The sequence below is a fragment of the Stenotrophomonas sp. SAM-B genome (genome assembly GCF_013387485.1).
Classification (GTDB): Bacteria; Pseudomonadota; Gammaproteobacteria; order Xanthomonadales; family Xanthomonadaceae; genus Stenotrophomonas; species Stenotrophomonas maltophilia_AA.
Genome location: NZ_JABBXB010000002.1, coordinates 686305 through 699034, shown reverse-complemented (window position 1 = coordinate 699034; position 12730 = coordinate 686305). Strand labels below are relative to the sequence as shown.

General features: G+C 68.3%; 10 protein-coding genes. All 10 read right to left on the bottom strand.

All coding sequences use genetic code 11. The features are described 5' to 3' along the window. Positions 1–53: 53 nt before the first annotated feature. The gene (locus HH110_RS07335) at positions 54–1883 is read right to left on the bottom strand and encodes a chemotaxis protein CheA (RefSeq protein WP_176989045.1); all 1830 of its coding nucleotides are present in this window, start codon (positions 1881–1883) and stop codon (positions 54–56) included. Positions 1884–1888: 5 nt separating this feature from the next. Next, positions 1889–2503 (bottom strand): protein phosphatase CheZ, encoded by a 615-nt coding sequence (locus HH110_RS07330; protein WP_176989044.1) that lies wholly within the window; start codon positions 2501–2503, stop codon positions 1889–1891. Further along, the gene (gene cheY, locus HH110_RS07325) at positions 2503–2895 is read right to left on the bottom strand and encodes a chemotaxis response regulator CheY (protein WP_019182908.1); all 393 of its coding nucleotides are present in this window, start codon (positions 2893–2895) and stop codon (positions 2503–2505) included. Before cheY ends, HH110_RS07330 begins: the two co-directional genes overlap by 1 nt. A 16-nt stretch (positions 2896–2911) precedes the next feature. After that, positions 2912–3658 (bottom strand): RNA polymerase sigma factor FliA, encoded by a 747-nt coding sequence (locus HH110_RS07320; RefSeq protein WP_019182907.1) that lies wholly within the window; start codon positions 3656–3658, stop codon positions 2912–2914. Then, the gene (locus tag HH110_RS07315; protein ID WP_176989043.1) at positions 3655–4542 is read right to left on the bottom strand and encodes a P-loop NTPase; all 888 of its coding nucleotides are present in this window, start codon (positions 4540–4542) and stop codon (positions 3655–3657) included. The genes HH110_RS07320 and HH110_RS07315 overlap by 4 nt, the downstream gene beginning before the upstream one ends. Beyond that, positions 4529–6172, bottom strand: coding sequence for an AAA family ATPase (locus HH110_RS07310; RefSeq protein WP_176989042.1), 1644 nt, complete (start codon positions 6170–6172; stop codon positions 4529–4531). The genes HH110_RS07315 and HH110_RS07310 overlap by 14 nt, the downstream gene beginning before the upstream one ends. Before the next feature lie 149 nt (positions 6173–6321). Beyond that, positions 6322–8403, bottom strand: a complete 2082-nt coding sequence (flhA, locus tag HH110_RS07305; protein ID WP_176989154.1) for a flagellar biosynthesis protein FlhA — start codon at positions 8401–8403, stop codon at positions 6322–6324. Between the two features lie 17 nt (positions 8404–8420). Beyond that, positions 8421–9551 (bottom strand): flagellar biosynthesis protein FlhB, encoded by a 1131-nt coding sequence (gene flhB, locus HH110_RS07300; RefSeq protein WP_176989041.1) that lies wholly within the window; start codon positions 9549–9551, stop codon positions 8421–8423. Positions 9552–9614: 63 nt separating this feature from the next. After that, entirely contained in the window at positions 9615–11759 is a 2145-nt protein-coding gene (locus tag HH110_RS07295; protein WP_176989040.1) for a bifunctional diguanylate cyclase/phosphodiesterase, read from the bottom strand. Positions 11760–11937: 178 nt separating this feature from the next. Then, positions 11938–12729, bottom strand: coding sequence for a flagellar biosynthetic protein FliR (fliR, locus tag HH110_RS07290; RefSeq protein ID WP_176989039.1), 792 nt, complete (start codon positions 12727–12729; stop codon positions 11938–11940). Between the last annotated feature and the right edge of the window lies 1 nt (position 12730).

Genomic DNA, 12730 nt, shown 5'->3' with positions numbered 1-12730 from the left:
GGACTTGAGACGCCGAAGGAATCCAGTGATGCGGCGGTCACACTTTCACAGGGTCAATCGTGGTGGGTGCGCAGCCCGTCCACGTCCAGGATCAGTGCCATCCGACCGTCGCCGATCAGGGTGGCGCCGGCATAGCCGCGCAGCCCGCGCAGGGCCTTGGGCAGTGGCTTGATCACCACTTCCTCGCGGCCACGCACCTGATCGACCACCAGGCCGAAGCGGGCTTCACCGGCCTGCAGCACCACGATGGTCAGCAGCGAGGACGGCATCGGCTCCACATCGAGCCAATGGCGCAGGTCGACCAGGGCCAGCGTGTGCGACTTGCGGTCCAGCACGGCACGGCCATCGAACCAGCCCAGCGAGGTGTTGGGGGCATGCAGCACCTCCATCACGCGGGCCAGGGGCAGGGCGTAGACGTCCTCGCCGGCCTGCACCAGCAGGGTCGGCAGGATCGCCAGGGTGAGCGGCACGCGGATCATGAAGCGGCTGCCACGGCCGAGCTCGGACTGGATCTGGATCTGGCCGCTCAGCTCGCGGATGCGCGACTGGACCACGTCCATGCCCACGCCGCGGCCGGAGATGTCGGTGACCTGCTGCTTGGTCGAGAAGCCGGGCAGGAACACCAGGTGCAGGCACTCCTCGCTGCTGAGGCGGGCGGCGGCTTCGGGGTCGATCAAGCCCTTCTCGCGCGCCTTCTGGCGCAGGCGTTCGGGATCGATGCCGGCGCCGTCGTCCTGCACTTCGATGCTGACGTAGTCGCCTTCCTGCTGGGCCGAGAGCCGCACATGGCCGCTGCGCGGCTTGCCCTGTGCCTCGCGCAGGTCCGGCATCTCCACGCCGTGGTCGATCGCGTTGCGGACCAGGTGCACCAGCGGATCGGCCAGCGCCTCGACCAGGTTGCGGTCGAGTTCGGTTTCCGCGCCGATCAGCTCCAGCTCGACTTCCTTCTTGAGCGAACGCGCGACATCGCGGGCCACCTTGGGGAAGCGCGAGAACACCTTGCCGACCGGCTGCATGCGGGTGCGCATGACTGCCGACTGCAGGCGCGCGGTGGCGATGTCCAGGGTGGACACGGCGCGGTCGAGTTCTTCATCGTGCAGGCGCGCGCGCAGGGTCTTGAGCCGGTTGCGCGACAGCACGAGTTCGCCGATCAGGTTGACGATGGCATCCAGGCGCTTGGTATCCACGCGCACGGTGTGTTCGGCTTCGGCAACCGGTTTGGCCGGCGCTGGCTTGGCCATCGGCGCTGCCGGGGCGGCCACGGCACGCGGAGCGGGTGCGGCGGCGACGGCCTTGGCACCGGGAACGGCGCCACCGTGCAGCTGGTCGAGCAGGGCTTCAAACTCGTCCTCGCCGATCAGGCCGTCATCTTTCTTCGGGGCCGCGATGGCGGTCGGTGCGGCACCGCCATGCAACTGGTCGAGCAACGCTTCGAACTCATCATCGGTGATCATCTCGCCGCCGCTGCTCGCCGTGTTGGCGGCCGCAGGCGCCGGCGTGGCCGGCCCATTGACGTCGAACTGGGCGATCAGCTCCGGCGGGGCATAGCCCGGCTCGGTGCCGGCCGAGACCGAATCAAGCATCGACTGCAGGTAATCCAGCGACTGCTGGGCCGCATCGAAGTGGTGGGCCTGCAGCGTGGCCTGGCCGGAGCGTGCCATGCCGAGGGTTTCCTCGGCAGCGTGGCACAGCTCGACCATCGCCTGGATGCCGAGGAAGCCGGCACCGCCCTTGAGCGTGTGGAAGCCGCGGAACACGGCGTTGAGCTGGTCGGTGTCCTGGGGCGCCTGCTCCAGCGACACCAGCTGTTCGCCGAGGCGGTCCAGGATTTCCTGGGCCTCGAGGATGAAGTCGGCGGCGATATCGTCTGGAACAGCACTCATGAGCGTTACAGTCCCAGGTCCGATAGCAGGTCGTCGGCGTCGTTCTGTGACACCGCGTGGCGATCCAGGCCGTTCACGGCCGGGCCGGCCAGGCCGTTGTTGTCGCGCTTCTTTTCGTCGTCCTGCGGCGGCAGGCCGAGCGCACTGAAGCCCTCGTGCACGCGACGCACGATCCCGACCACGCGGCGGATGATCTGCCCGGTGAGGTCCTGATAGCTCTGCGTCAGCGCGATTTCGGTGAGGTTGTGGCGGATCCGGTCCAGCTGCTGGCCCTGGTCGGCCGTCAACCCGTTGGCGCGCAGCTGCTCGGTGAGCGAGCGGCATTCCTCGGCCAGGTCCAGGGTGCGGTGGGTGGCCTGTTCGGTCATCGCCACCACGTGGTCCAGGCGCGCGCAGGCGTCATCCAGCTCGCCGGCTTCGCTGGGCAGGCTGGGCAGCTCGCCCAGGGCTTGGCCGAGCTCGCGGGCCAGGCGGTTCAGGCCGGCCATCATCGGCTGCGTGCGCAGCGCGGCGAGGGCGTCGATTTCCCGGCGCCAACCGGCTTCGTCGCCACTTTCCAGCGCGGCCAGGGCGTCCTGCAGGCGCTGCACCAGCGCGGATTTGTCGCTCAGGGTCTCCATCAGGCGCTCGCCGCCAGGCGTTCGAAGATCTTGCCGAGCTTTTCTTCCAGGGTCTGGGCGGTGAACGGCTTGATGATGTAGCCGTTGACGCCGGCCTGTGCCGCTTCGATGATCTGCTCGCGCTTGGCTTCAGCGGTCACCATCAGCACCGGCAGGGTCTTGAGCTTGGCGTCGGCACGCACGGCCTTGAGCAGGTCGATGCCGGTCATCACCGGCATGTTCCAGTCGGTGACCACGAAATCGAACGGCTGGCTCTGCAACATCGCCAGCGCGGCATGCCCGTCCTCGGCTTCGGCCGTATTGGTGAAGCCCAGGTCGCCCAGCAGGTTCTTGACGATACGACGCATGGTCGAGAAGTCGTCGACGATCAGGATACGCATGTTCTTGTTCAAAGCACTTTCCTCGATTTCAATGGTTCTCGAGGCCGGCGTCTGCCGCCTCGAAGATCTTCAGCCGGCCCCGCAGGCGCAGCACGGCCTGGCCATGGATCTGGCACACGCGCGATTCGCTGACACCCAACACGGCACCGATCTCTTTCAGGTTCAGTTCCTGCTCGTAGTACAGCGAGAGCACCAGCTGTTCGCGCTCGGGCAGCAGGCCGATCGCGTTGCCCAGCTCGCGCCCGAACTCACCGCGCTCCAGTACCTGCTGCGGGGTCGGGCCGCCCTGGGCGACGGTATCCAGCTCGCCCTGGTCTTCGATCCGCGATTCCAGGCTCAGCACCTGACCGCGCGAGGCGTCCTCCATCAGGCGCAGGTAGTCGGGCAACGGCATGTCCATCGCGGCCGCTACTTCGGTGGCGCTGGCGGCGCGGCCGGTGCTCTGCTCCAGCCGGCGGATGGTCGCGGCGGCATCGCGGGCACGGCGGTGTACCGAGCGCGGTACCCAGTCGCCGCGGCGGATCTCGTCGATCATCGAGCCGCGGATGCGGATCGAGGCATAGGTTTCGAACGAGGCGCCCTGGTCGGCGTCGTAGCTGCGCGAGGCCTCGATCAGGCCCATCATGCCGGCCTGGATCAGGTCATCGACCTCCACGCTGGCCGGCAGGCGTGCCGCCAGATGGTGGGCGATGCGGCGGACCAGGTCGGAGTGCTGGGCAATGCACTCGTTGGCCGCGGTCCGCTGGACTTCTTTGTATTGTGCTGCGCCCTTCATACCGTCACCCCGCGTTGCTTGAGGATGCGTTCGAGGAAGAACTCGACCCCGCCACGCGGCTCGGTCGGGGCCTGCCAGCGCGCGGTACGGCGCGCGATTTCGGTCAATGCCAGCGCCGACGGGCTGGACGGATAGGCTTTCACCACCGGCTGCTGGCGCTGCACCGACAGGCGCAGCCAGTCGTCCTGCGGCACGCAGCCCAGGTAGTTCAGCGAGACATCGGCGAGGAACTTGTCGCAGACGCGGGTCAGTTTTTCGTACAGCACGCGACCTTCGTTCGGGTCGCGGACCATGTTGGCCACGACCTGGATGCGATCCACGCCGCGTTCGCGTGAGAGCACCTTGATCAGCGCGTAGGCATCGGTGATCGAGGCCGGCTCATCGCAGACCACCACCACGGTGTCCTGCGCGGCCTGGCAGAAGGTCAGCACGCCATCGGTGATGCCGGCGGCGGTGTCCACGATCATGATGTCCAGCTCGCGTTCGAGCTCGGAGAACACATTGACCAGGCCGACGTGCTCGGCCGGCTGCAGTTCGGCCATGTGGCGGCGGCCGGACGCGGCCGGGACCACCAGCACGCCACCGGGGCCTTCCATGATCACTTCTTCCAGGGTGCAGCGCCCGGCGACGAGGTCGGCCAGGGTCACCCTCGGCTGCAGGCCCAGGATCACGTCGATGTTGGCCAGGCCGAGGTCGGCGTCCAGCAGCAGCGTGCGTTTGCCCATGTCGGCCAGCGCCACGGCCAGATTGGCCGAAACGTTCGTTTTGCCCACGCCGCCCTTGCCGCCGGTGACGGCGATGGTGCGGACCGGGCCCAGCGGCTGGCTTCGGGTAGCCGACAACGGGAAGGTCTTGGTCAGCTTGGCGTACTCACGCGACGGCATGGTTCAACTCCGGGTTGCAGGGCATATCGGCCGCGCGGCGCAAATCTTCAAGGCGAAGTACAAGATTGGCCGCACTGGCACGGTGCAGGTCTTCGGGAACGTCTTGGCCATCGGTGACCCAGGTGATCGGCAGGCGGTGATCCACGGCCACCGACAGGGCGGTGCCGAAGCGGCCGGTCTCGTCCAGCTTGCTCAGCACCACGCCCTGCGGGTTGGCGGCGCTGAAGCGACGGACCACCTCGTCCATGTCACCGAAGCTGGTGTTGGCCGGCAGCACCAGCAGGGTGCGGATCTGCTCGGCGGCGCGCAGCCACTGCAGCTGGGCGGCCAGGGCGCGGTCGCGCGGGCCCAGCCCGGCGGTGTCGATCAGGACCAGCTTGTAGTCCTTCAGGCGCTCCAGCAGCTGGTTCAGATCGCTGCCGCTGCTGGCCTCATGGACCGCGATGCCGAGCTGGCGGCCGAAGCCGTACAGCTGTTCGCGGGCGCCGATGCGGCCGGTGTCGGTGGTGACCAGGGCGACGTCGCGGGCGGCATGCGCTTCGGCGAAGCGCGAGGCCAGCTTGGCGATGGTGGTGGTCTTGCCGGCGCCGGTGGGGCCGACCAGGGCGATCACGCCGCCGGCTTCGAGCGGGTCGACCGGGGCGATCGGCAGCTTCTTGGAGAGCAGGCCCAGCATCAGGCCGCGGCCGCGGTGGGCTTCGGTATCCAGCGGAATCTGCATGGCCACGTCGCGGCTGATCCCGGCGTCGAAGCCGTACTCGTCCATCAGGTCCAGCGCGGCGGCGCGGACCGGCGAGCCGCGCAGGCGTTCGTCGGTGAAGCGGTGCATCTCGCGCTCGATGACGTGGCGCATGCCGGCCACTTCGTGGCGCAGCTGGCGGATCTCTTCGTCGTCGCGCGGAACCACGATCAGTTCCGGCACGCTGGCCACGACCGGTGCCGCTTCATTGGCGGCGGTGGCGACGGTCGCGGCGATCGGCAGCGCCGGCGGCAGGGCCGCGGCCACGACCGGCAGCGGCGCGAGGGCGGCGGCCGGCACGGCGGTCTCGTCCATCTCCTCCAGCGGCGGATCGATGACGAAGCGGGCGCGGTTGATCGGGGCCGGTGCGGCGACCTCGTGCGGCAGGGCCGGCGAAGCGGCGGCGGCCTGTTCGACATTGAACGGCGCGAAGATCTGCTCCGGCAGCGACGGTTCGTTGACGGCAGGGCTGACACCGGCGCGGGCCAGGGTGGCGGCGAAGCCATCGCTGCCGCGCTGCGGGACGCTTTCGTTGGCGGAATCGAGCGTACGGCCGGTCGCGCCGACGGCGGCGCGCGCCAGCGCAGCGACGGCCGAGGTGGTGGCGGCCACCGGTTCCGGCGTGGCGACCGGGGCCTTGCGGCGGGTCACGGCGGCGATCACGGCATCGGCGGCGCTGCGGGGGCGCGGTGCCGGCGCCGGGGCGACGTCCTTGCGGGCCGCTTCCAGTGCGCGCTGCACGGCGCTCTCGTCGTAGTTGGCCGCCGCCACGATCTCGACGCCTTCCTCGATCCGGCGGTTGGACAGGATCACTGCGTCCGGACCGTGTTCCTTGCGCACCAGGTTCATGGCCGAGCGCATATCGGAGGCGACGAAGCGTTTGATTTTCATGCTGTGGTACCGGGACTGGGGCGGCGGAGTGGTGGAAGGGAAACGCTGGTTGTCGGTGGTCTGCACGGTCAGGGAGTCCCTTTATTTCCTGCTGCGGTGAAATCGAATGAGGTGTCTGTTTTCTGTCGCGGTGCCGTCGGAGGTCCGGCTCAACTGATCGTGCCGACCAGCTTCAACCGTTTGTCCTCGGGCACCTCGCTGTAGGCGAGTACGGACAGCGAGGGGACGCTGTGGCGTACCAGCCGTGCCAGCGCGGCACGTACCGGGCCGGGCACCAGCACGACCGCGGGCTCGTTCTTCGCTTCCTGCTTGCCGACACATTCGGCCAGGCTTTGATGCAGTCGCTCGGCGAGTCCGGGTTCCAGCGCGGCGCCGTTGCCCTGTGTGGACTCCTGCAAGACGCGTTCCAGTTGCGGGTTGAGGGTGAAGACCGGCAGCTCGGGCGACATCCCGGCGATCTCCTGCACGATGAAACGGCCCAGCGCGTTACGTACGGCGGCGGTAAGCACGGCCGGGTCCTGGCTGGTCGGCGCGCTTTCCACCAGCGATTCGACGATCTTGCGCAGCTGGCGGATCGGAATGCGCTCGATCAGCAGGTTCTGCAGCACCCGCACCACCGCCGACAGCGGCAGCGACTTCGGCGTCAGATCTTCGACCAGCTTCGGTGCGCTCTTGGCCAGGTTGGCCAGCAGCTGCTGCACTTCTTCGTGACCGAGCAGTTCCGGGGCGTGCTCGCGGATCAGGTGCGACAGATGGGTGGCGACCACGGTGGCCGGGTCGACCACGGTGTAGCCCATCGATTCGGCATTGGCGCGCTGGTGCGGCTGGATCCAGGTGGCATCCAGGCCGAAGGCGGGATCCTTGCCGGCGATGCCTTCCAGCGTGCCCAGGGCACTGCCCGGGTCCAGCGCGAGTTCGCGGTCCGGATGGATCTCGGCGGTCGCCACCGGCACGCCGTGGATCAGCAGGCGATACGCGCTCGCCGGCAGTTCCAGGTTGTCGCGGATGTGGACGGAGGGAATCAGGAAGCCGATGTCGTGGGTGAGCTTGCGGCGCACGCCCTTGATCCGGGCCATCAGTTCGCCGCCCTGGTTCTTGTCGACCAGCGGGATCAACCGGTAGCCGACTTCCAGGCCCAGCGGATCGACCGGGCGCAGTTCGTCCCAGGTCAGTTCGGCGGTCGGCGAGGGCGCGGCACCGGGCAGGCCGAGGGTGTCGGGGCGGTTGGTGGCCGGGGATTCGGCGGCGCGGGCTTCGGCCGTGCTCTTCTTCCAGGCCTTCCAGGCGATGAAGCCGAGGATGGCGGCCAGCGTCAAGAAGGCGACGTTGGGCATCCCCGGCACCAGGCCGACCACCGCCAGAATCGCGGCGGCGATGGTCAGCGCGCGGTACTGGCCGAAGACCTGGCCCATCATGGCCTGGGCCATGTCCTGCGAGCGCGAGGCGCGGGTGACCAGCATGGCCACCGCCGAGGAGACCAGCAGCGCCGGCAGCTGGGCGACCAGGCCGTCACCGATGGAGAGCAGGGTGTAGGTCGCCGCGGCATCGCCGAACGGCATGCCGTGCTGGAGCACGCCGACCGCCAGGCCGCCGACCAGGTTGATGAACAGGATCAGGATGCCGGCGATCGCATCGCCACGGATGAACTTGCTGGCGCCGTCCATCGCGCCGTAGAAGTCGGCTTCCTCGCGGACCTCCTCGCGGCGCGCCTTGGCCTCTTCACGCGTCAGCAAACCGGCGTTGAGATCGGCGTCGATCGCCATCTGCTTGCCGGGCATGGCGTCCAGGATGAAGCGGGCGGTCACTTCGGAGACACGGCCGGCACCCTTGGTGATCACCACGAAGTTGATGATGGTCAGGATCGCGAAGACCACGATGCCGACCGCGTAGTTGCCGCCGATCACGAACTCGCCGAACGAGGCGATCACCTTGCCGGCCGCCTCGTGGCCGTTCTGGCCGTTGAGCAGGATCACGCGGGTGGAGGCCACGTTCAGCGCCAGCCGCAGCATCGTGGTGATCAGCAGCACGATGGGGAAGATGGTGAAGTCCAGCGGGCGCTTCACGTACACCACCGCCAGCAGCACCATCAGCGAGATGGCGATGTTGAAGGTGAAAAGTGCATCGAGCACCGCCGGCGCCAGCGGCACCACCACCATCGCCAGCAGCGCCAGCACGATCAGCGGGGCACCGAGCCCGTGGCGGATCATGTCCAGTGCGCGGCGCACGTTCATTCCGGCAGGCTGGGCGCTCATGGGCGGCCTCCCTTGCCGAACTCATCGATATCGATGCTGGGCGAGGCCGGCATCGGGCCGGTCCGCCAGCTGCGCAGCTGGTAGACGTAGGAGAGCACCTGGGCCACGGCCGAATACAGTCTCACGGGAATTTCCTTTCCAAGTTGACCTTCCCGATACAAGGCGCGTGCCAAAGGCGGGGCGGAGACGATGGCGACCTTGTTGCCGTCGGCCACTTCACGGATGCGCAGGGCGGTTTCATCCACGCCCAGGGCGACCACGGTGGGCGCGCCCATCTTTCCGCCCTCGTACTTCAGGGCGACCGCGTAGTGGGTCGGGTTGACCACCACGACGTCGGCGGTGGGCACCGCTTCCATCATCCGGCGGTTGGACATCTGCTGCTGCAGCTGGCGGATGCGGCCCTTGACCTCGGGGCTGCCCTCGCTTTCCTTCATCTCCCGGCGCAGTTCTTCACGGGTCATCTTCAGCTTGCGCATCCAGTTCCAGCGCTGGTACGGCGCATCGATGGCGGCGAGCAGCATCATCGCGCCGCCGGTGGCCAGCATCAGCTTCAGGGTGAAGCCCAGGCCGTGGACCATGGCGGCCTCCAGCGGCTGGTTGAGCAGGTCGCGCAGCGGGCGGATGCCGTGCCAGACCACCAGCCCGGCCGCGGTGCCGACGAAGGCGATGCGCAGCAGGGATTTGGTGAACTCGGCGATGGCTTCGGGGCCGTACAGCCTTTTCATGCCCGCCATCGGGCTCATGCGCTTGAAGTCCGGCATCATCGCCTTGCCCGACCAGCGCAGCCCGCCCATCACCACCGGCGACAGAAAGCTGGCCAGCAGGCAGATCACGATCAGGGGCCACATGCCCAGCAGCAGGCGCAGCAGCAGCTCGCCGAAGTGGCCGAACAGCGCCTGTGGATGCAGCCGCAGGCCCGGCTCCGGGCTCAGCGCGAACTGCATCCAGGTCTTGGCGTTGCGCGCGATGGTGCCGGAGAACGCCATCAGCGCCAGCACACCGGCACCGAACACGGCCGCCGTCGCCAGCTCCCGTGAGCGCGGGATGTTGCCCTGTTCCCGGGCATCGCGCAGGCGTTTTTCGGTGGGTAATTCGGTTTTTTCGCCGGCTTGTTCGTTCTCGGACATCGGGGCGCGATACGGGAGGAGATACCCGGGGCCGTGCAAGAACCATTCCGCCGGCGGCGGACATCACCCCGACGAGGCGCCGGGCCGCGCCTGCGGTGTCCATCCCGCTGCCACCTCCACCCGGGGCCGGGGCAGGTCATGCAGCTGCATGAAGCGTTGGGCATCCACCGGACGTCCCAGCAGATACCCCTGCAGGTAATCGCAGCCCAGTCGCTCCAGGTAGGCCCGCTGGCCGACCGTCTCCACGCCCTCGGCGACGATGTCCATGTCCAGTGCATGCCCCAGCGCCACGATCGCCGAGACGATCACCACGTCCTCGGAGCTGTTTTCCAGATCGCGCACGAAGGCGTGGTCGATCTTGATCTCGGTGGCCGGCAGGCGCTTGAGGTACAACAGGCTGGAGTAGCCGGTGCCAAAGTCGTCGATGGAGATGCCCACGCCCAGCGCGGCCATGGCCTGCAGCAGGGTAAGGCTGGCCTCGGTATCACGCATCACCGTGTTTTCCGTGATCTCCAGGATCAGCCGGCGTGGTTCGATGCGGTGGGTCTGCAGCGCCTCGCGGACCTCCTGCAGCAGGTTGGGCGAAGCGAACTGGATCGGCGAGAGATTCACCGAGACCGTCCACCCGTCATGCCCGGCGTCGTGCCAGACACGCAGCTGGCGGCAGGCCTCATCCAGCGCCCAGCGCCCGATCTCGTTGATCACGCCGCTGCGCTCGGCCAGGCGGATGAAGCGGTCCGGTGGAATCAGCCCCTGCTGCGGATGCCGCCAACGGATCAGCGCCTCGGCGCCGCTGACCGACTGCCCGGCCACACGGGTCTTGGGTTGGTAGTGCAGGAACAGCTGTTCGGTCCCGATCGCGCGCCGCAGGTCGGCCAGCAGCTGGAACTGCTGCTCGGCGCTGTCATTCATCCAGTCCGCAAACAGCACGTAGGCGTTGCGGCCGGCTTCTTTGGCTTGATACATCGCCGCATCGGCGAAGGCCATCAGCTGGCGTTCGCTGGCGGCATGGTCCGGGCAGATCGCGATGCCGATGCTCGCGGTCACCTGCAGATCGTGGCGCGGCAGCAGCGGCTCGCAGCCGACGGTCTGGATGATGCGGCTGGCCAGTGTCGCCACGTCTTCGTCGTTCTCGATCGGGACCACCAGTACGAACTCGTCGCCACCCAGCCGCGCCATCATGTCCGCCGGCCGCAGCAGTTTGCGGGTGCGGTCGGCGACGGCCACCAGCAGGGCGTCGCCGGTCTGATGGCCGTAAGCGTCGTTGACCTGCTTGAAGCCGTCCAGATCCATGAACATCACCGCGAAGCGGCTGCCACGCTGTTCGGCCTCGGCCAGCGATTGCTCGATGCGCTGCTGCAGCAGCCGGCGATTGGGCAGGCGGGTCAGCGGATCGTGCAGTGCCGCCTGGGTCAGCTCGGCGTGGGCATCGTCCAGCGAACTGCTCAGGTCGGTGTTGCGCAGCCGCAGCAGCTGCGCCTCCATGCGCTGGTCGAGCCAGGAAACGATCAGCACCACCGCCAGGATCGCGATGGTCAGCACCAGTACCACCAGTGCCAACCATTGCGCCTGCAGGCCGTCACCGGCCGCTGCGCCGCAGATGCTGCCGGCCGGGAAGCGCGCCGCGGCCATGCCGGTGTAGTGCATGCCCACGATCGCGGTGCCCAGAACCAGCGCCGGTGCGGCGCGGTCGCGCAGCCGACGGTGCGTGCTGCGCAGGCGGAAGGCGATGAACAGCGCAGTCCATGAAGCGACCACCGCGATCACCAGCGACAGCGCCACCCAGCCGGCGTGGTAGTCGATCCCGGGCTGCATGTGCAGCGCGGCCATGCCCAGGTAATGCATCGAGGCGATGCCGCTGCCCATGAGCACGGCACCGAGCGCGAGGCGGCCGTGCGGCAGGGTGGGTTGCGATACCAGCCACAGGGCGAAGATCGAAGACGCCATGGCGGCCAGCAGCGAGACCGTGGTCAGGCCGAGCGCGTAGCCGAGCGGGATCGGCAGCCGGAAGGCGAGCATCCCGATGAAGTGCATGGACCAGATGCCCAGCCCCATCGCGCAGCCGCCGCCCACCAGCCACAGCCAGGTGGTGCGGGGCGTGGCCGCGGTGGTGACCCGGCTGGCCATGTCCAGCGCAGTGAACGAGGCCAGCACGGCGACCAGGAACGAAACGACCACCAACCACGGGGTGTAACTGCCGATCAGCATGGATGACGCTCTCCCTGGTCAACATCTGAGCGATACGACAGAACGCGGTGCCATCACCGCAGAGTACCGGTGAAGGCCTCGTCTTCAGCCAAGACTAACGCCACGCCCGGGGGGCATCGCAAGGGGCAGGTGCGCGGCGCCGCGGAGCGCTGGCGTGGTTGTCCCGGCGTGTCCCGGGTCAGCGGCTGACGCTGTCGGCGGCATCGAACGCCGCGTCGAACAGGCGCTGCACCGGTGGGCCCATTTCGCCGGCCAGTACCGTGAGCAGGAACAGCCCCAGCAGCAACGCCACCGGCAGGCCCAGCTGGATCGGATTCAAGGCCGGCGCCGCGCGGGCCAGCACGCCGAAGGCCAGGTTGATCGCCAGCATCGCCACGGTCAGCGGCAGCGCCAGAGTGAGCGCGCCACGGAAGACCTGCAGCAGGAAGGTCGGGGCAATGCTCAGGAACGCCTGTGGATCGGGCAGCGAGGTGCCGATCGGCAAGGCCTTGTAGCTGTCCATCAGCAGCGAGATCAGCGCCAGGTGCCCGTTGACGGTGAAGAACAGCAGGCCGAACAGCAGGTAGAACCACTGTCCGATCACGCCGGAGCTGCCACCGCGCAGCGGATCGCTCATCTGCGCGAACGCCAGGCCGGTGCCCTGGGCCACCAGCTCGCCGGCCATCGCGCCGGCTTCGAATACCAGCCGCAGCACGAATCCGATCGAGACGCCGATCGCCAGCTCGCGGGCGACGGTCAATACCGTGGCCGCATCGAAGCCGGTCCATTCCGGCACCGGCGGCAGCATCGGCGACAGCGCGATCGCCAGCGCACCGGCCAGCAGCACGCGGATCCGCGACGGCACCGCGCGGGTGCCGATCAGCGGCATGGCCATCAGCATCGCGCCGATGCGCAGCATGGTCCACAGGATCGTGCCGATCATGCCGAAGGCCTGCAGGCCATCGGCTGCCATCTGGGTCGCGGAATCCACG

Coding starts and splice junctions, on each gene's coding strand:
- HH110_RS07335 (WP_176989045.1), bottom strand. CDS start 1,883: ATGAGTGCTGTTCCAGACGATATCGCCGCCGACTTCATCCTCGAGGCC.
- HH110_RS07330 (WP_176989044.1), bottom strand. CDS start 2,503: ATGGAGACCCTGAGCGACAAATCCGCGCTGGTGCAGCGCCTGCAGGAC.
- HH110_RS07320 (WP_019182907.1), bottom strand. CDS start 3,658: ATGAAGGGCGCAGCACAATACAAAGAAGTCCAGCGGACCGCGGCCAAC.
- HH110_RS07315 (WP_176989043.1), bottom strand. CDS start 4,542: ATGCCGTCGCGTGAGTACGCCAAGCTGACCAAGACCTTCCCGTTGTCG.
- HH110_RS07310 (WP_176989042.1), bottom strand. CDS start 6,172: ATGAAAATCAAACGCTTCGTCGCCTCCGATATGCGCTCGGCCATGAAC.
- flhA (WP_176989154.1), bottom strand. CDS start 8,403: ATGAACGTGCGCCGCGCACTGGACATGATCCGCCACGGGCTCGGTGCC.
- flhB (WP_176989041.1), bottom strand. CDS start 9,551: ATGTCCGAGAACGAACAAGCCGGCGAAAAAACCGAATTACCCACCGAA.
- HH110_RS07295 (WP_176989040.1), bottom strand. CDS start 11,759: ATGCTGATCGGCAGTTACACCCCGTGGTTGGTGGTCGTTTCGTTCCTG.